The organism is Streptomyces sp. L-9-10 (genome assembly GCF_004151105.1).
GTDB lineage: Bacteria > Actinomycetota > Actinomycetes > Streptomycetales > Streptomycetaceae > Streptomyces.
The window spans coordinates 157724-173493 of sequence record NZ_PHRF01000048.1; the positions used below are offsets into that span (position 1 = coordinate 157724).

At 73.2% G+C, this 15770-nt stretch carries 14 protein-coding genes; 7 read left to right on the top strand and 7 right to left on the bottom strand.

Going from position 1 to position 15770, the window contains the following annotated elements; genetic code table 11:
- The first annotated feature begins 129 nt into the window (after window positions 1–129).
- On the top strand, window positions 130–1560 hold the full coding sequence (locus tag CU044_RS13300) for an MFS transporter (protein WP_240045545.1): 1431 nt from the start codon (window positions 130–132) through the stop codon (window positions 1558–1560).
- 35 nt (window positions 1561–1595) lie between these two features.
- On the opposite strand, the gene CU044_RS13305 is transcribed toward CU044_RS13300, so the two are convergent.
- From CU044_RS13305 to CU044_RS13330, 5 genes are all read right to left on the bottom strand, one after another.
- On the bottom strand, window positions 1596–2228 hold the full coding sequence (locus CU044_RS13305) for a response regulator transcription factor (protein ID WP_129768801.1): 633 nt from the start codon (window positions 2226–2228) through the stop codon (window positions 1596–1598).
- A gap of 117 nt (window positions 2229–2345) precedes the next feature.
- Window positions 2346–3638, bottom strand: a complete 1293-nt coding sequence (locus CU044_RS13310) for a histidine kinase (protein ID WP_129768754.1) — start codon at window positions 3636–3638, stop codon at window positions 2346–2348.
- Window positions 3635–4363, bottom strand: coding sequence for an ABC transporter permease (locus tag CU044_RS39525; RefSeq protein ID WP_129768802.1), 729 nt, complete (start codon window positions 4361–4363; stop codon window positions 3635–3637). The genes CU044_RS13310 and CU044_RS39525 overlap by 4 nt, the downstream gene beginning before the upstream one ends.
- Before the next feature lie 8 nt (window positions 4364–4371).
- The gene (locus CU044_RS13320; RefSeq protein ID WP_129768803.1) at window positions 4372–5331 is read right to left on the bottom strand and encodes an ABC transporter ATP-binding protein; all 960 of its coding nucleotides are present in this window, start codon (window positions 5329–5331) and stop codon (window positions 4372–4374) included.
- Window positions 5332–5938: 607 nt separating this feature from the next.
- Window positions 5939–7351: a hypothetical protein gene (locus CU044_RS13330; protein WP_129768756.1), complete on the bottom strand. Its 1413-nt coding sequence runs from the start codon at window positions 7349–7351 to the stop codon at window positions 5939–5941.
- A gap of 220 nt (window positions 7352–7571) precedes the next feature.
- Here CU044_RS13330 and CU044_RS13335 point away from each other — a divergent pair, with 220 nt between their 5' ends.
- The 6 genes from CU044_RS13335 to CU044_RS13360 all read left to right on the top strand — a co-directional run bounded on the left by CU044_RS13335 (window position 7572) and on the right by CU044_RS13360 (window position 14000).
- Window positions 7572–8609: an iron-siderophore ABC transporter substrate-binding protein gene (locus tag CU044_RS13335; RefSeq protein ID WP_129768757.1), complete on the top strand. Its 1038-nt coding sequence runs from the start codon at window positions 7572–7574 to the stop codon at window positions 8607–8609.
- A 197-nt stretch (window positions 8610–8806) separates the two neighbouring features.
- Window positions 8807–9694, top strand: a complete 888-nt coding sequence (locus tag CU044_RS13340; RefSeq protein WP_240045551.1) for a Nif3-like dinuclear metal center hexameric protein — start codon at window positions 8807–8809, stop codon at window positions 9692–9694.
- Window positions 9691–10434 carry a C4-type zinc ribbon domain-containing protein gene (locus CU044_RS13345; protein ID WP_193563960.1) on the top strand — a complete coding sequence of 248 codons (744 nt, stop codon included), beginning with the start codon at window positions 9691–9693 and terminating at the stop codon, window positions 10432–10434. Before CU044_RS13340 ends, CU044_RS13345 begins: the two co-directional genes overlap by 4 nt.
- Complete coding sequence (locus tag CU044_RS13350) at window positions 10434–11750, top strand: bifunctional RNase H/acid phosphatase (RefSeq protein ID WP_129768758.1); 1317 nt, start codon at window positions 10434–10436, stop codon at window positions 11748–11750. Before CU044_RS13345 ends, CU044_RS13350 begins: the two co-directional genes overlap by 1 nt.
- Window positions 11751–11826: 76 nt before the next feature.
- Window positions 11827–12459 carry an ATP-binding cassette domain-containing protein gene (locus CU044_RS13355; RefSeq protein ID WP_129768759.1) on the top strand — a complete coding sequence of 211 codons (633 nt, stop codon included), beginning with the start codon at window positions 11827–11829 and terminating at the stop codon, window positions 12457–12459.
- Window positions 12456–14000 carry a hypothetical protein gene (locus CU044_RS13360; protein ID WP_129768760.1) on the top strand — a complete coding sequence of 515 codons (1545 nt, stop codon included), beginning with the start codon at window positions 12456–12458 and terminating at the stop codon, window positions 13998–14000. Before CU044_RS13355 ends, CU044_RS13360 begins: the two co-directional genes overlap by 4 nt.
- A gap of 76 nt (window positions 14001–14076) precedes the next feature.
- On the opposite strand, the gene eda is transcribed toward CU044_RS13360, so the two are convergent.
- Window positions 14077–14721 (bottom strand): bifunctional 4-hydroxy-2-oxoglutarate aldolase/2-dehydro-3-deoxy-phosphogluconate aldolase, encoded by a 645-nt coding sequence (gene eda / locus CU044_RS13365; protein WP_129768761.1) that lies wholly within the window; start codon window positions 14719–14721, stop codon window positions 14077–14079.
- 85 nt (window positions 14722–14806) lie between these two features.
- Window positions 14807–15613, bottom strand: coding sequence for a peroxide stress protein YaaA (yaaA, locus tag CU044_RS13370; protein ID WP_129768762.1), 807 nt, complete (start codon window positions 15611–15613; stop codon window positions 14807–14809).
- Window positions 15614–15770 lie beyond the last annotated feature (157 nt).

The following is a 15770-nucleotide window of genomic DNA, read 5'->3' on the forward strand; positions in this document are numbered from 1 at the left end:
AGAACGGCGTTCCGCCTTCGGCGAATTCGCGGAGACCGGGGCGTCCGGGGGCGTCCGGGGAGCGCGGTCCTGGGGCCTACGCCGAAATCCCGATGTACGGACCGTTCGACGCCTGCGACCATGACCGCCATGGTCCGAGCCCCCGCAGAAACCGACGCCGTCCGCATATCCGCGCCCGCGCGGCCGGCCCGTACCTGGGCCGTGCTCCTCGCCGCCTGCGCCGGGCAGTTCCTCGTCGTCCTCGACGTCTCCGTGGTGAATGTCGCCCTGCCCTCGATGCGCGCGGACCTCGGGCTCTCCGGAACCGGGTTGCAGTGGGTGCTCAACGCCTACTCGATCGCGTTCGCCGGATTCATGCTGCTCGGCGGGCGGGCCGCCGATCTCTTCGGCCGCAAGGCGATGTTCCTGACCGGGCTCACGGTGTTCACCCTGGCGTCCCTCGCGGGCGGACTCGCCCAGGAGGGCTGGCAGTTGCTCGCCGCCCGTGCCGTACAGGGGCTCGGCGCGGCCGTACTGGCGCCGGCGACGCTCACCATCCTGACGTCCGCCGTACCGGAAGGCGCCGCCAGAACCCGGGCCATAGGGACCTGGTCGGCGGTCGGCGCGGGCGGTGGCGCGGCCGGCGGGCTCGTCGGCGGAGTCCTCACCGACCTGCTGTCCTGGCGCTGGGTGCTGCTGATCAACGTGCCGGTCGGGGTGCTGGTCCTGGCGGGCGCGGCGTTCTGGCTGACCGAGTCCCGTACGGAGCGGGTACGGCGCCTCGATCTGCCCGGCGCGGTGCTGGTCACGGCCGGGCTCGCCACGGTCGCGTACGGCATCGTGCAGACCGAGGAACAGGGCTGGGGAGCGGCGGCGACGCTGCTGCCGCTGCTCGGCGGAGCGCTGCTGCTCGGCGCGTTCGTGGCGGTGGAGGCGCGGGCGAAGGCACCCCTGATGCCGCTCGGGCTGTTCCGGGTACGGGCCGTGTCCGCCGCCAACGCGGCGATGTTCGTCTGCGGCGCGGCCTCGTTCGCGATGTGGTTCTTCATGACGGTCTACGCCCAGAACGTGCTGGGATACACGCCGTTGGACGCCGGGCTCGCGCTCATCCCCAGCTCGCTGAGCATCGTGCTCGGCTCGAAGCTGGCGCCCCGGCTGATGCCACGGGCCGGTGCCCGGAATCTGGCGGTGCTCGGCACGCTGATGGCGGTGGCGGGGTTCGGCTGGCAGTCCACGATGACCGCCGACGGAACGTATCCCACGTCGATCCTCGGACCCGGTCTCCTGATGATGACCGGCATGGGGCTGGCCTCCACACCGCTGGCCGCGCTGGCCACGTCGGGCGCGGCGGCCGACGACGCGGGACTCGTCTCCGGCCTGATCAACACCTCCCGGACGATGGGCGGCGCGCTCGGTCTGGCGGTCCTCTCCACGGTGGCGGCGTCCCGTACGGCGGGCGGCACGAGCCCGGAAGCGCTGACCGAGGGGTACGCGCTGGCGTTCAGGACGGGCAGCGGGGTGCTGCTGGCGGGTGTCGTCCTGATGGTGCTGTGGCTGCCGCGCGGCTCCTCGAAGCCGTGACACCCGTACCCCGGATACCGGATACGGGAAAGCCCCTACAGCCAGCCCTGCCCGCGGGCCGTGCGCACGGCCTCCATGCGGTTGCGGGTGCCGGTCTTGCCGATGGCCGACGAGAGATAGTTCCGTACGGTCGACTCGGACAGCCGCAGCCGGTCCGCGATATCGGCGACCGTCGCCCCGTCCACGGCCGCGTTCAGCACATCCCGCTCCCGCGCCGTGAGCGGGCTCGGCCCCGCGCTCAGCGCGGCGGCGGCCAGGGCGGGATCGATGACGGTCTCGCCGGTCAGCACCCGCCGGATCGCGGCGGCCAGTTCCTCCACCGGGCCGTCCTTGACGAGGAAGCCCGCGGCCCCCGCCTCCATGGCCCGCCGCAGATAGCCGGGTCTGCCGAAGGTGGTCAGGATCAGGACCCGGCAGTCGGGCACCTCGTCGCGCAGTTCCGCGGCCGCGTCGAGACCGCTGAGTCCGGGCAGTTCGATGTCCAGCAGCGCCACATCGGGCCGGGAGGTGAGCGCGGCGTCCACGATGGCGTCGCCCCGCCCGACCTGCGCGACCACCTCGATGTCCGCCTCCATGCCGAGCAGCAGGGCGAGGGCGCCGCGCATCATGCCCTGGTCCTCGGCGAGGAGGACGCGTACGCACCTGGCAGGTCTGTGGTCCCGCGGCATCTCCGTCACGGGCACAGCGTAGGGCGGGGCGGACGATGCCACGGGCCCCGGAGCCAGGAGTCCCCGGCCGACCCGCTCCGGCGTGGCCGGACCGACCGTGACGCCGGGGCGGGATCGTCACCACCGCGGGTACGACGTGTCACGCGGGTGTCCGGTGGCGGACGCGGCGCCGACCGGGAGTTCGGCCGTCACACGGAAGCCCCGCACCGCCGGGTCCGTCGCCCCCGCCCCGGCCCCGGCCCCCGCGCCCGCCATCGCGCTCGCCACCGGGCCCGCTTCGAGTGAGCCGCCGGCCGCCGCGAGACGCTCGGTCAGGCCCTTCAGCCCCGTACCGCCGTACGGAACGGAGTCCTCGGCCGCCCCGGTCCCTACAGCCGCCCCGGTCCCTACCGCCGCCCCGGTCCGTACGGTCGCCCCCGCGCCGTCGTCCGTGACCGTCAGCCGTATCCGTTCCGGCGAGCCGTCCACCGTGATCAGGCACCGGGTCGCCGCGCTGTGCCGTACGGCGTTGGTGACGGCCTCCCGTACGACCCAGCCGAACAGCACCTCGGCCCACGGCTCCAGCGGCGGCCCCGACTGCCGTACGACCGGCTCGATCCCGGCGGCGGCCAGCGCCGAGCGCGCCCGGTCCAGATCCGTGGCGAGACTGCCCTCGCGATAGCCGGTGACGGCCTCCCTGACCTCGGTCAGCGCCTGCCGGCCGACGGACTCGATGTCGGAGACCTGCCCCAGGGCCGCGTCCAGATCGCGCGGCGCCACCCGGCGCGCGGCCTCCGCCTTGACCACGATCACGGAGAGGGTGTGGCCGAGCAGATCGTGCAGATCGCGCGAGAAGCGCAGCCGTTCCCGCTCCACCGCCGAACGGGCCAGCTCCTGGCGGGTGTCGCGCAGTTCGACGACGGTCTCGGACAGGGTGAGGATCGCGGCCGTCACCATCATCGAGATGAACGTCCCGTACGCGACGCCGACCGCGCCCCACCCGTCGTGGTACGCGGCGACGCCCCCGGCCGCGGCGGTCAGCGGGATCCCCACCAGCGCGAGAGCCCGGCCGCGCAGCACACTGCCGCAGGCGAGCCCGAACAGCGGCAGGAAGAGCAGCCAGCTGCCGCCGTACGCGCCGGCCAGCCCGAAGGTCATCAGCCCCATCACCACGAGTGTCCAGCGGGTGGCGCGGCTGTCCCGTGCCGCCCGGTCGAAGGACCGGAACACCACGGAGACATAGAGGGAGTTGAAGACCAGCAGGCCGATGGCGCCGAACCAGGGGTTGGGCGTCTCGCCCTGGACGAGATTGGAGAAGGAGCCCAGACCCAGCAGCAGCCACGGCAGCAGCGCGTAGCCGCTGGGCGGTCCCGGCCGCCCGCCCCGGTCCTGTGCGCCCGGTTGCCCGCACCGGTCCCGTGCCGTCTTCACGCGGTCCTCGCCGACCTGCGGTACGAGTACACCGCGTACGAGCCGAAGACGAGGAACCAGCCCGCGAGCACCGCGACCGTCAGTCCGTCCGGGGCCGCGCCCCGCGTGGTGGACCAGCCCAGGTCGGCGAAGCGGTTGGCGGGGGTGTACTCCGCGACCGTCCGCAGCCAGCCGGGGAAGGCGTCGATCGGGAACCAGAGTCCGCCGACCACGGACAGGAGCATCAGACAGCCCACGTTCACCACACCGGTCGTCTGCGCGGTGAGCCGGTAGCCGTTTCCGATGCCGAGCAGGGTGAAGGGAAGCGCGCCGGCCCACAACAGCACGACCAGGGCGGCCCATTCCCACGGAGCGAGCCGTACGCCGTTGACCAGACCGCCCGCGGCCAGTACGGAGAGCAGCGCGGGCAGGACGGTCACCGAACCGGCCATCGCCCGGCCCAGCACCACCTGGCGGGGCGGCATCGGGGTGACGCGCAGCTGGCGCAGCCAGCCGAGCGACTTGTCCTCGGCGATGCCGGTGCCCGTACCGACGGCCGCGCCGAGCGCGCCGTACGCGGCCATGCCGACCATGGAGGCGGTCTTCCACTCCATGGCGTCCGGGCCGGTGCCGCCGCCGACGTTGGTGAAGAGCAGATACATGAGCACCGGCATGCCGGTGCCGAAGATGATGAAGCCGGGATCGCGCAGCGTACGGCGGACTTCGAGCTTGATGTACTCCAGCATGGCGGGCATCACAGGCCGTCCTTCATGTGGTCCTGGGCGTCCTCGGTGTCCTGGACGTCCCGCGTCGTGTGCGTCAGCGCGAGGAAGGCGTCCTCCAGGGTGGCCGGGGCGACTTCGAGGCGGCGGATCGCGTCGAGTCCGGCGAGCGCGACGACGGTCGCGTCCGAGTCGTCCGTACGGAGCCGGGCGCGGCCCGCGCGTATCTCGGCCGAGACGACGCCGGGCAGCCGCGTCAGCTCCGCCGTGAAGCCCTCCGGCAGATCGAAGGCGACGAGATGGCCGCCGACCGACGACTTGATCAGCTCGCTGGTGCCGTCGGCGACGATCCGGCCGTGGTCGATGACGACGATCCGGTCGGCGTTGTCGTCGGCCTCCTCCAGGTAGTGCGTGGAGAAGAGCACGGTGTTGCCGCGGTCCGCGTAGGCGCGCATGGACGCCCAGAAGGCGCGGCGGGCCTCCACGTCCAGGGCGGCGGTGGGCTCGTCGAGGACGAGCAACTCGGGGCCGCCGGCCAGCGCGACCGCGAACCTGACCCGTTGCAGCTGACCGCCGGAGAGCTTGTCGACGCGGCGGTCGGCGAGTTCCGTGAGCCCGGCGAGGCCGAGCGCCTCGGCGAGGGGCAGGGGGCGCGGATAGGTGCTCGCGACGAACGTGAGCAGCTCCCGCACGGTCACCCGCCGGATCGGCCGGCCGTCCTGGAGCATCGCCCCGACCCGTCCGGCCGTGACGGCGCGCGAGGGCGCCCCGCCGAAGAGCCGCACCGTCCCGGCGTCCGGCTCGTCGAGGCCGAGGAGCAGCCCGATGGCGGTCGACTTGCCCGCGCCGTTACGGCCGAGCAGCGCGACGGCCTCGCCTCGCGGGACACCGAGATCGATGCCGTCCACGGCCCGGACGGCGCCGAAGGTCTTGACGACACCGGTGAAGCTCACGGCGTCCGCCGGGCCGGCGGACCCCGGGGCCGTGGTCATGAGGTGTGCGGGCGCGGGAGGCGAGGCCGCGGGGCGGGTGTCCGTGTCCGGGCTGTCTGTCGCCGGAGTACCGGCTGTCTGGCTCATGCCCACGACGCTACGGACCCGGCCCCGGGCCCGACAGATGCGTGTGTACGAACTCACGCGGTACAAATGTCCCGGCTCATGAGGAGAGGCCGCCACGGACGTGCCGTGGCGGCCTCTTCCCAGGTGCGGACGTTCAGACCCGTTTCGGACCCGTTTCAGGCCCGGACCATGTGAGGCCCGGACCGTTTCAGGCCGCGTAGCTGCTCTGTTCCGGGCGGCGGTGACGGCCGTGGACGGGAGACGCCGAGTCCTCCGTCGATGCCGCACCTCCCCGGTGCTTTCCGTGTGTTCCGACACCGCCGGTGTCGCCCCGGTCGGCGGCCGCCGTTCCCCGCGGACGCTCCTGGGACGTGTCGGTTCGGGCTTCAGACATGTGGGAAGTCACCCCGTCGTGATCGCTTCTTGTGTGGCGCAGGGGCTCCGGCCGCCCCGTACCGCCACGACAGCGTTACGGTCACGCGTCCGCATCACCGTCACCGACACATCCGGTCGGTACGGCCGCGAAGCCCCGGCCGGAAGTCTATCCAGGTGCCACACGGCCGGTGAGGGGAGCCTGCTGGAGCGGCACCGGCCTGCACATCACAGGAGTGCGGGGGGCGTTGGGCGGTTCCCCGTCCGGCGATTCCGCTTGTGCCGGTTCTGTGATCACTTCAGTGAGCACTTCAGGATCCGGATCCTGGGGGCCGTCCGGTACGGGGAGCAGCACATCGGCGGGGGCGCCGAGGCGTGCCACCCCGCACGGCACCGCCCTTGTGGCGTACGGAAGTTGGAGGACGGCGTCCTTGGTCCACACCCCGGATCCGGGCAACCATCCCTCGGGCGCCCGGCGTTGATGCAGCCGTCGGCCCGCCGGCCGCCACACCCCGAGCCAGCTGCCCGCCGCGCCGTCGATCCGCAGCGCCACCGCGCAGCTCTCCGGCATCAGCACCTGCCCCGGCTGTACGGCGAACGGCGTCACCGCGCAGTCCGCCGGCCGCAGGCACTCGGGGAACCGCACCGGCCGCCGGCTGCCCAGGACGCCCCACCCCAGCCGGTCGTGGCCCGCCGCGTCCGAGCGGATCAGCAGCAGTCCGCTGTCGGCGTCCGCCAGCAGCAGCCGGTCATTGCTCTCCTCGGTGATCTGGAGCAGCGGCGACACCTCGCCGCCCCGCCCCAGATCGACGGCGACGGCCTTCACCACGCCGTCCGTCTCCCGGTCGAGGGCCAGTATCCGGCCCGTACGGTCCAGCCAGACACCGCCCGAGCAGCGGCCGGGCACCTCGGCGACCCGTTCGGGGCCGAACGCGCCGCCCGCCACGAGCCAGACCGTCGTGCCGCGCGGTCCGGCCGACAGGGCGTACGCGCAGCGGCCGTCCGGCGACGGCGGGAGCAGGGTCAGCCCGGCGTGCTCGTCCGTGCGGCCGACCGCGCCGACCGGCAGCTGGCCCGTACCGGGGCCGGTGGGGTAGAGCAGCGAGAAGTCGTGCCGGTCCGCGACCAGCCGGCGGATGAGCACCCTGCCGTCGGCCAGTGGCAGCACCTCGGTGTCGGGCTCCTCGGGCTGGTCGAGGGGGAGGGGCACGGCGTACGGCTCGGGTCCGTCGAGGGTCCACCGCTCCGGGAACCACGCGTCGCCCTGAGCGGCCGGGCCGCCCTGTCGGGGCGCGCCGAGGGTCAGCCGCGCCGCGTAGGCGCCGTCCGCCGTGATCGCGAACTCCGGTTGACGTACCGCCGGGCGCGGGACTCCCGGGCCGCCCCCTCCGCTCGGGCCTCCCGGGCCTCCCGGACCGCCGGGACCTTCAGGGCCGCCGGGACCTCCCGGGCCGCCAGGACCCCCGGAGCCTCCCGGGCCGCTCGGCCCCGTCCCGTCCGCTCCGTCCGTTCCGCTTCCGCCCTCGGGAGCCGTAGGAGCCGCGGTCGCCGTAGTAGCCGTCTCGATAGCACAGGCCGTCATCGGTCTGTCACCTCCGGCGAAGAAGTTAGTTTTCGTACTTCCTGCCGAACAATGCGAGACCTCGCACTTCACACATAAGGGTGGCCATCGCGCGATTCCACTGAAAGCGCGGGGGTGGGTGTGCTGCCCGGGGACGGCGGTGCTTAAGGTAAGGCACGCCTTACCCATCGCGTTCGAACCCGTCTGTATCTCACCGAGCACCGCCCCCAGGAGCATCAAGATGTCCATAAGACGCCGTGGCACAGCCGCCGTCGTCGCTCTCGCCGCCGCGCTCTCCCTCGCGGCCTGCGGCAGCGGCGACTCCTCCGACAGTGGCTCCGGCGCGTCGGACGGAGGCGACAAGAAGGCCGCCGTCGCCACGGGCGGCAAGGACTTCGCCGCCGCGGCCAAGAAGACGGCCGGCTACGGGACCGACGCGAAGCCGGGGCAGTTCCCGCGCACGATCACCCACGCCATGGGCACGACGGAGCTGAAGAAGCGCCCCGAGCGGGTCGTCGTCCTGGACGTCGGCGAGTTCGACAACGTCGTCTCCCTCGGCCTGAAGCCCGTCGGGTACGCGCCGACCGAGGGCGACGAGGGCATCCCCAGCTATCTGCGGAAGGGCGCGGGCAGCCCCGCGAACGTCGGCACGATCAACAACCTGAACCTGGAGGCGATCGCCGGGCTGAAGCCCGACCTCATCCTGGGCAGCCAGCTGCGCGCCGCCGACAAGTACAAGGCGCTCGCGGAGATAGCCCCGACGGTCTTCTCCATCCGCCCCGGCTTCACCTGGAAGGAGAACTACCTCCTCAACGCCCAGGCGCTGGACCGCACCGCGGAGGCGAAGGCCGCACTCGCCGCGTACGAGAAGAAGGCGACCGCCCTCGGCACGGAGATCGGCCCCGACAAGCCGACCGTCTCGATGGTCCGCTACATGCCGGACCGGCTGCGGCTGTACGCGAAGGCGTCCTTCATCGGCACGATCCTCGACGACATCGGTCTGCCGCGGCCGGAGAACCAGCGGATCCACGATCTGGCCGTCGAGATCAGCCCGGAGAAGATCGACGACGCGGACGCCGACTGGATCTTCACGGGCGTGTACGGCGACCCGGAGAAGACCCAGCGGGACACCGCGCGCTCCAACCCGCTGTGGAAGAACCTGAAGGCGGTCGAGGCGGGCCGGGCCAAGGACGTCAAGGACGAGACCTGGTACCTGGGCCTGGGCGTTACGGCGGCCGGCCAGGTCCTCGACGACCTGCGCGGCTACCTCGTCAAGTAGGGGCCCCGTCGCGGCGATCCGGTGCCACGCGCCGGACACGGACCGGGTGGGGGTTGGGCGGGGGCCGGGCGGGGTCGCTCCCGCCAGGGCCCCCGCGCCGCCCCCGTCCGGTCCCCGCGCCGCCCCCGCCCCGCGCCTGTCCGGCGTTGTCCACAGGCATGGTGGGTGGGACACCTGGGGCAGGTAGCCTTTGCACCGTGCCCCCTGTCCCCTCAGCCGTCCCCGCAGACGCTCCCTCCGCGCCCCGTCTGGCGGATGTCCTCGCCGCGCTCGACGCCCTCTGGCCGCCCGAGCGGGCCGAGCAGTGGGACGCCGTCGGCACCGTCTGCGGTGACCCCGGCGCCACGGTCACCCGGGTCCTGTTCGCGGTCGACCCCGTCCAGGAGATCGCCGACGAAGCGGTACGGCTCGGCGCCGAGCTGATCGTCACCCACCACCCGCTCTATCTGCGCGGTACGACGACGGTCGCGGCCTCCACGTTCAAGGGGCGCGTCGTGCACACCCTCATCAAGCACGACATCGCGCTGCATGTCGCGCACACCAACGCCGACACCGCCGACCCCGGTGTCTCCGACGCCCTCGCCGGCGCGCTCGACCTGCGGGTCGTACGGCCCCTCGTACCCGATCCCACGGACCCCGCCGGACGGCGCGGCCTCGGCAGGATCTGCGAGCTGGACCGCCCCGCGACCCTCCGCGACTTCGCCGCACGCGTCGCGCACCGGCTGCCCGGCACCGCCCAGGGCATCCGGATCGCGGGTGACCCGGACGCGCCCGTCCGTACGGTCGCCGTCAGCGGCGGCTCGGGCGACAGCCTCTTCGACCAGGTCAGAGCGGCGGGTGTGGACGCGTTCCTCACCGCCGACCTGCGCCACCACCCGGTCTCCGAGGCCACTCAGCACAGCGCCCTCGGGCTGGTCGACGCCGCGCACTGGGCCACCGAATGGCCCTGGTGCGAGCAGGCCGCCGCCCAGCTCGACGAGATCTCCGACCGTCATGGCTGGGACCTGCGGGTCCATGTCTCGAAGACGGTCACCGACCCCTGGTCAGCCCACCACTCCTCCGACTCCTCAGGAGCCCCCAACTGAACGCCGCGCCCGCCGACCAGATCCGACTCCTCGACGTCCAGGCCCTCGACGTACGACTGTCGCAGCTCGCCCACAAGCGCACCGCGCTGTCCGAGCACGCCGAGATCGAGTCGCTCACCAAGGACCTCGCCCAACTGCGCGACCTGCTCGTCGCCTCGACGACCGAGGAGAGCGACACCGCCCGCGAGCAGACCAAGGCCGAGCAGGACGTCGACCAGGTGCGCCAGCGCGCCGTGCGCGACCAGCAGCGCCTGGACTCCGGTGCGGTCACCTCGCCCAAGGACCTGGAGAGCCTCCAGCGCGAGATCGTCTCCCTCGCCAAGCGGCAGGGGGATCTGGAGGACGTCGTCCTCGAGGTCATGGAGCGCCGCGAGTCCGCGCAGGAGCGGGTCGCCGAACTGACGGGACGTGTCTCCTCCGTGGAGGCCAAGACCGAGGACGCCGCCGCGCGCCGGGACGCCGCCCTCGCGGAGTTCGACCGCGAGGCCGCGACGGTGACGAAGGAGCGCGAGGTCGTCGCCGCCTCCGTACCGGCCGACCTGCTCAAGCTGTACGAGAAGCTGCGCGTCCAGCAGGGCGGGGTCGGCGCGGCGCGGCTGTTCCGGCGCCGCTGCGAGGGCTGCCAGCTGGAGCTGAACATCACTGAGGTCAACGAGGTCAAGGCGGCCGCCGCCGACGCCGTGCTGCGGTGCGAGAACTGCCGCCGGATTCTGGTGCGTACCGCCGATTCGGGTCTGTGATGCGGCAGTTGATCGTCGAGGCGGACGGCGGCTCCCGGGGCAACCCGGGGCCCGCCGGGTACGGCGCGGTCGTCCTCGACGGCCCGACCGGTGAACCGCTCGCCGAGGCCGCCGAGTACATCGGTGTCGCGACGAACAACGTCGCCGAGTACAAGGGCCTGATCGCCGGACTCAAGGCCGCCAAGGCGCTGGACCCGGCCGCCGCCGTCCGGGTCCGGATGGACTCCAAGCTCGTCGTCGAGCAGATGTCGGGGCGCTGGCAGATCAAGCACCCGGACATGAGGCCGCTGGCGGCCGAGGCGGCGCGGATCTTCCCCGCGGGACAGGTCACCTTCGAGTGGATCCCGCGCGAGCGCAACAAGCACGCGGACCGGCTGGCCAACGAGGCGATGGACGCGGGCAGGGACGGCGGCCAGTGGGACGCGTCGGCGTCCACGGCGGCGCTGGACGCGAGCGCGGCGCGGGCGGCGGCGATGACGGAGCCGGGAGCGAACGAGGCCGTGGGGCGGGCGGCACGGACGGAGCGGTCGGAGGCGGAGCGGACGGAAACGCCGACGTCTTCCGCGCCCGCCTCCTCCGCGCCCGCCCCCTCTGCGACCACCCCATCCGCGCCCACCCCCTCCTCCGCGCCTTCCGGTTCCGCCGCGTCTTCGGGTACCGCGTCCGTGGGCTGGGGATCCTCCGCCGACCTCGGCGCCCCCGTCACCTTCGTCCTGCTGCGGCACGGCGAGACCGCGCTCACCCCCGAGAAGCGCTTCTCGGGCAGCGGCGGCAGCGACCCGGAGCTGTCGGCGGCCGGCCGCCGACAGGCCGAGGCCGTCGCCGCGTCGCTGGCCGCGCGCGGCACCATCCAGGAGATCGTCTCCTCACCGCTCAGGCGCTGCCGCGAGACGGCGGGGGCCGTGGCGTCCCGGCTCGGTCTTGAGGTCACCGTCGAAGAGGGCCTGCGCGAGACGGACTTCGGCGCCTGGGAGGGGCTGACGTTCGCGGAGGTACGGGAGCGGTACGCCGACGATCTGAGCGCCTGGCTCGCCTCACCCGATGTCGCGCCGACCGGCGGTGGCGAGAGCTTCGCGGCCGTGGGACGGCGCGTGGCGGCCGTCCGCGACGTGCTGCTGGAGCGGTACCGGGGCAGAACGGTGCTGGTGGTCACGCATGTCACCCCGGTGAAGACCCTGGTACGGCTGGCTCTCGGCGCACCTCCGGAGTCCCTGTTCCGGATGGAGCTGTCGGCGGCGTCGCTGTCGGCGGTGGCGTACTACGCCGACGGCAACGCGTCGGTGCGGCTCCTGAACGACACCTCGCATCTGCGCTGACGCCGTGGGCGAGGATCGCGGCGCACGCCCACGGGAGTTACGCTCACGGGAGTTACATGGGGGAACTGGAGCGGACGTGACCGGAGTTCCTGTCATCGCGGCGGACGGTGCGACGGTCGTACTGGGTGACACGACACGGCTCGCGCCCACGACGTTCACGGTCATGCCGGGCGAGTTCCGGTGTGTCACCGGCGGCAACGGCTCGGGGAAGACCACGCTCCTGCGCGCCTTCCTGGGCAGCCGGAGTCTGACGGCCGGTTCGTGTTCGGTCAGGGGCGAACCCGCCGACATGGCAAGACCTCCGCACCGACGTCTCGTGGCGTCGCTCGTCGAACAGATCCCCGTCGCCCGTGACATGACGCTGCGCGAGCAGGTGACACTGGTCGCCGCCTCCTGGTACGGCAATGCCCCGGAAACCGGCGAACGCGCCGAACAGGTCATCGGGCGGCTGGGATTGTCCTCACTGGGTGAACGGTTTCCCCATCAGGTCCCGTCCGGACAGTCGCAGCTCTTCAGCCTCGCGCTGACCCTCGTGCGTCCCGCCGACGTCGTCCTGCTCGACGAGCCCGAGCGGCACCTCGACAGCCGCCGCGTCGATCTGGTGGCCACACTGCTCACCGAGCGGGCGAAGGAGGGCACGGCGTTCCTGGTCGCCACCCACGAGGCCGCTCTGGTGGACGTCTGCGACGGCCGCGTGGAGCTGGGATGACGGCGCACGGCATCGCGGCATCCGGCTCCGATGCCGGAACCCGCGTCCACGCCGTACGGCAGCGGTACGCCCGCCGCGGCGGCCGTGCCACGGTGCGTGGCCGTGCGTACGCCGCCTATCTCGTCGTGCTGTTCGCCGTCTTCTACCTGGTGCCGGCCTTCCACGCCGCGAGCACCTCGCCGGCGCTGGTCTCCGTGGGGTCTCTCGCCGGGGCGACGCCCGTGGCCTGCGCGCTCGCGGTCGCGGTGTGCTGGGGTGCCCAACTCGCCGGCCGGTTCTGGGGACCGCTGGTGATCCAGCCGTTCCTGCTGCACGTGTTCCTGTCGACGGACCTCTCCCCGGCGTACTACCTCGGCACGATCGCCCGGCGCCGACTGCTGTACGCGAGCACGGCCACGCTGCTGTCGGCGTGCGCGGCGGCGTACCTCACGACCGACCTGTTCGATCACCCCGACACCGCGCTGCGGGGTCTCGCGGTCGTGGTGGGTCTCGGTGCCGTCGCCGCGGTGGCCTGGCTGTGGGGCCAGGTCCGGGCGGTGCCGGACAATCTCGTGCTCGCTTCCGCCGCGGGCGCCGTGGCGCTCGTCGTGACAGCGATCAGCCGGATGACCTCGGCCGGCGGGGGCGGCCCGTGGCTCGTCGCGGGCGTGCCGGCGGCCACGGCCGCGGCCCTCGGACGGGCGGCCTTCCGGTCGATCCGTACGGTCGACCTCGCCAGACTCGCGCGCGAGTCGGCACGCGCCTCCCAGGCCCACGCGTACGCGTGGACGGGGACGCTCCACCACGCGCTCGACCTGTACCGGCCGGAGCCGCGCGGGCTCACCTCGGCCCTGATCCGTTCGGACGGACGTCTTCGCGGATACCTCGCCCAGGGGGCGATCCGGGCGCTTCGCACGCCCGGTCGCGTGATCGCGGCCGTGACGCTCCTGCTGATCGGCGGCGCCGTGCTGTCGCTCGGGGCGGCCGGGCCGGAAGACGGTCCGGCGTTGTTCTGGTGGGTGGCCGGGGCGGTCTGTGTGTACCTGGGATCCGGGTGGGTGAGCGAGACATGGCGCGGTCTGCGCGACGAACTGACCCTGGCCCCGCTGTTCGGTGAGTGGTGGGGCGGGACGCTCGCCCGCACGCTGGCCTGGCCCGTCGTCGCCGTAACGGTCGGAGCGTGCCTGGGAGGCGGCCTCGCGATCATCACCCGGTGGCCGCCGCACAGCGGACGCCCGGTGGACACGGTCCTGCTCCTCGCGGGGTCGGTGGTGCTGGTGCTCGGTGCCAGGTTCCTGCGTGAGATGAAGCTGCACCTGCCGCTCGAACTGCTTCTCCCGGTCATCACGCCACTCGGCGACCTCTCCGGGCTGCGCATTGTGGCGTGGCAGTTCGACGGAGTCGTCGTGGTGGTGCTCGGCATCGCCGTGCTGGACGCCGTCCCGTCCGCGCTCGGTGCGACCGCGCTCGCGCTCGGCCTGGCCGCCTGCTGCGTGTGGACGGGGCTGCGCCGGACGGGATGGGCGCACCGGGGACTGCTCTCCCGTCTCAGCCGGGCGTAGGCCCTGTCGTGGTGGTCCCCCGGGCGAGCGGGCGCGGCACCGGCCGGCTGGCAGGCGTTTCCCCGGTCCGGCCGGCTCAGGAGCGGCGCGTCTCGCGCAGTGTCGACGCCTCGCGGGCCAGTGACTCGACCCGGTCCCAGTCCTTGGCCGCCAGCGCGTCCGCCGGGAGCATCCATGTGCCGCCGACGCAGCCGACGTTCGGCAGGGCGAGATACGACGGTGCCTTCTCCGCCGTGATGCCGCCCGTGGGGCAGAACCGGGCCCCCGGGAGCGGACCGGCCAGGGACTTGAGGTAGGCCGTGCCGCCCGCGGCCTCCGCAGGGAAGAACTTCATCTCCGTCACCCCGCGCTCCAGCAGCGCCACGACCTCGGAGGTGGTCGACACCCCCGGCAGGAACGGCACATCCGAGTCCCGCATCGCGGCCAGCAGCGTGTCCGTCCACCCGGGGCTGACCAGAAAGCGCGCGCCCGCCCGCACCGAGCCGGCCACGGCGTCGGCCGTGATGACCGTGCCCGCGCCGACCACCGCGTCCGGCACCTCCGCCGCGATCGCGCGGATCGCCGCCAACGCGGCCGGCGTCCGCAGCGTCACCTCGATCGCGGGCAGTCCGCCCGCGACGAGGGCGCGGGCGAGAGGTACGGCGTCGGCGGCATCGTCGAGGACGACGACAGGGATGACGGGGGCGAGGTCCAGCACGGAAGCCACGGGCGCGGAGGTCATGGCCACATCCTGCCGCGCCCATACCATTCCACGCAATGACCGTTGCGCAGGGTGCAACGCGTCAGGGGTGCGGGCCGGTGCGGGCTCAGTGGATCTCCGTGACCACCACGTCCAGCGCCCACGTACGCCCCGCCTTCCCCGGAGCGGTCGCCTCCACCACGTACCCCAGCTCCCGCAGCGTCTCCACCAGCTCGGCGGGGCCCTTCGGCCGGGCGCCCGCCGTCAGCAGATCCCGCACCAGCCGGCCCTTCGTCGCCTTGTTGAAGTGGCTGACCACGGACCGCTTCTCCGCGCCGGTGACCGGATCGGTCTGTGCGTGCAGCACCCGCACCGTCGCCGTACGTCCGGCCAGTTCGCCCTTCGGCCTCCACGCGGCGGCATACGCCGACGACCGCAGATCGAGCACGGTCCCGCCGCCCGCCACCTCCGGCAGGACGGACTCCATCGGCCCGCGCCAGTACGCGCCCAGCGCGCCGAGCCCCGGCAGCTTGACGCCCATCGAGCAGCGGTACGGGGGGATCCGGTCGCCCATCCGTACCGCGCCCCACAGCCCCGAGAAGACCAGCAGCGACTTCGCCGCCCGCCGCCGGGCCGCGGTGTCGAGCGTGGCCAGATCCAGTGCGTCGTACAGCACGCCGGTGTAGATCTCCCCGGCCGGGCGGGTGCCCGCCGTACGCAGCTCCACGTTCTTCGCGATCTCGCCGCGCAGCCCCTCGCTGAGACCGAGCACGTCGCGCGCCTTCTCCTCGTCGGCGGCGCACAACCCGACGAGTTCGTCCAGTACGGCGACCCTGGCCGCGGTCAGTCCCGGCAGGGAGAGGGACTCCGGCTTCAGCGGAGCGCCGCGCCCGGAAGCGGCCTTTCCTTCCGACGGCGGCAACAGCACGAGCACGGTGGTTCTCCTCGGACGACGTACGGGACAAGGGGGCGTGGGGCAAAGGGGATGCGGGACAAGGGGATGCGGCCCCCGCGCCAGCGTAGGCGACGGGCGGCCCACGCCGGGCCGCCGCCCGAGCGGCTGCCGGCCCGCTGCTCGGGTCGCCGCCGCC

Bases quoted from the DNA above. Each gene is read 5' to 3' on its own strand.
- CU044_RS13305 (WP_129768801.1), bottom strand. From the start codon at position 2,228: ATGCCGCGGGACCACAGACCTGCCAGGTGCGTACGCGTCCTCCTCGCC.
- CU044_RS39525 (WP_129768802.1), bottom strand. From the start codon at position 4,363: ATGCTGGAGTACATCAAGCTCGAAGTCCGCCGTACGCTGCGCGATCCC.
- CU044_RS13360 (WP_129768760.1), top strand. From the start codon at position 12,456: ATGACGGCGCACGGCATCGCGGCATCCGGCTCCGATGCCGGAACCCGC.
- CU044_RS13330 (WP_129768756.1), bottom strand. From the start codon at position 7,351: ATGACGGCCTGTGCTATCGAGACGGCTACTACGGCGACCGCGGCTCCT.
- CU044_RS13300 (WP_240045545.1), top strand. From the start codon at position 130: ATGGTCCGAGCCCCCGCAGAAACCGACGCCGTCCGCATATCCGCGCCC.
- CU044_RS13320 (WP_129768803.1), bottom strand. From the start codon at position 5,331: ATGACCACGGCCCCGGGGTCCGCCGGCCCGGCGGACGCCGTGAGCTTC.
- CU044_RS13335 (WP_129768757.1), top strand. From the start codon at position 7,572: ATGTCCATAAGACGCCGTGGCACAGCCGCCGTCGTCGCTCTCGCCGCC.
- CU044_RS13350 (WP_129768758.1), top strand. From the start codon at position 10,434: ATGCGGCAGTTGATCGTCGAGGCGGACGGCGGCTCCCGGGGCAACCCG.
- eda (WP_129768761.1), bottom strand. From the start codon at position 14,721: ATGACCTCCGCGCCCGTGGCTTCCGTGCTGGACCTCGCCCCCGTCATC.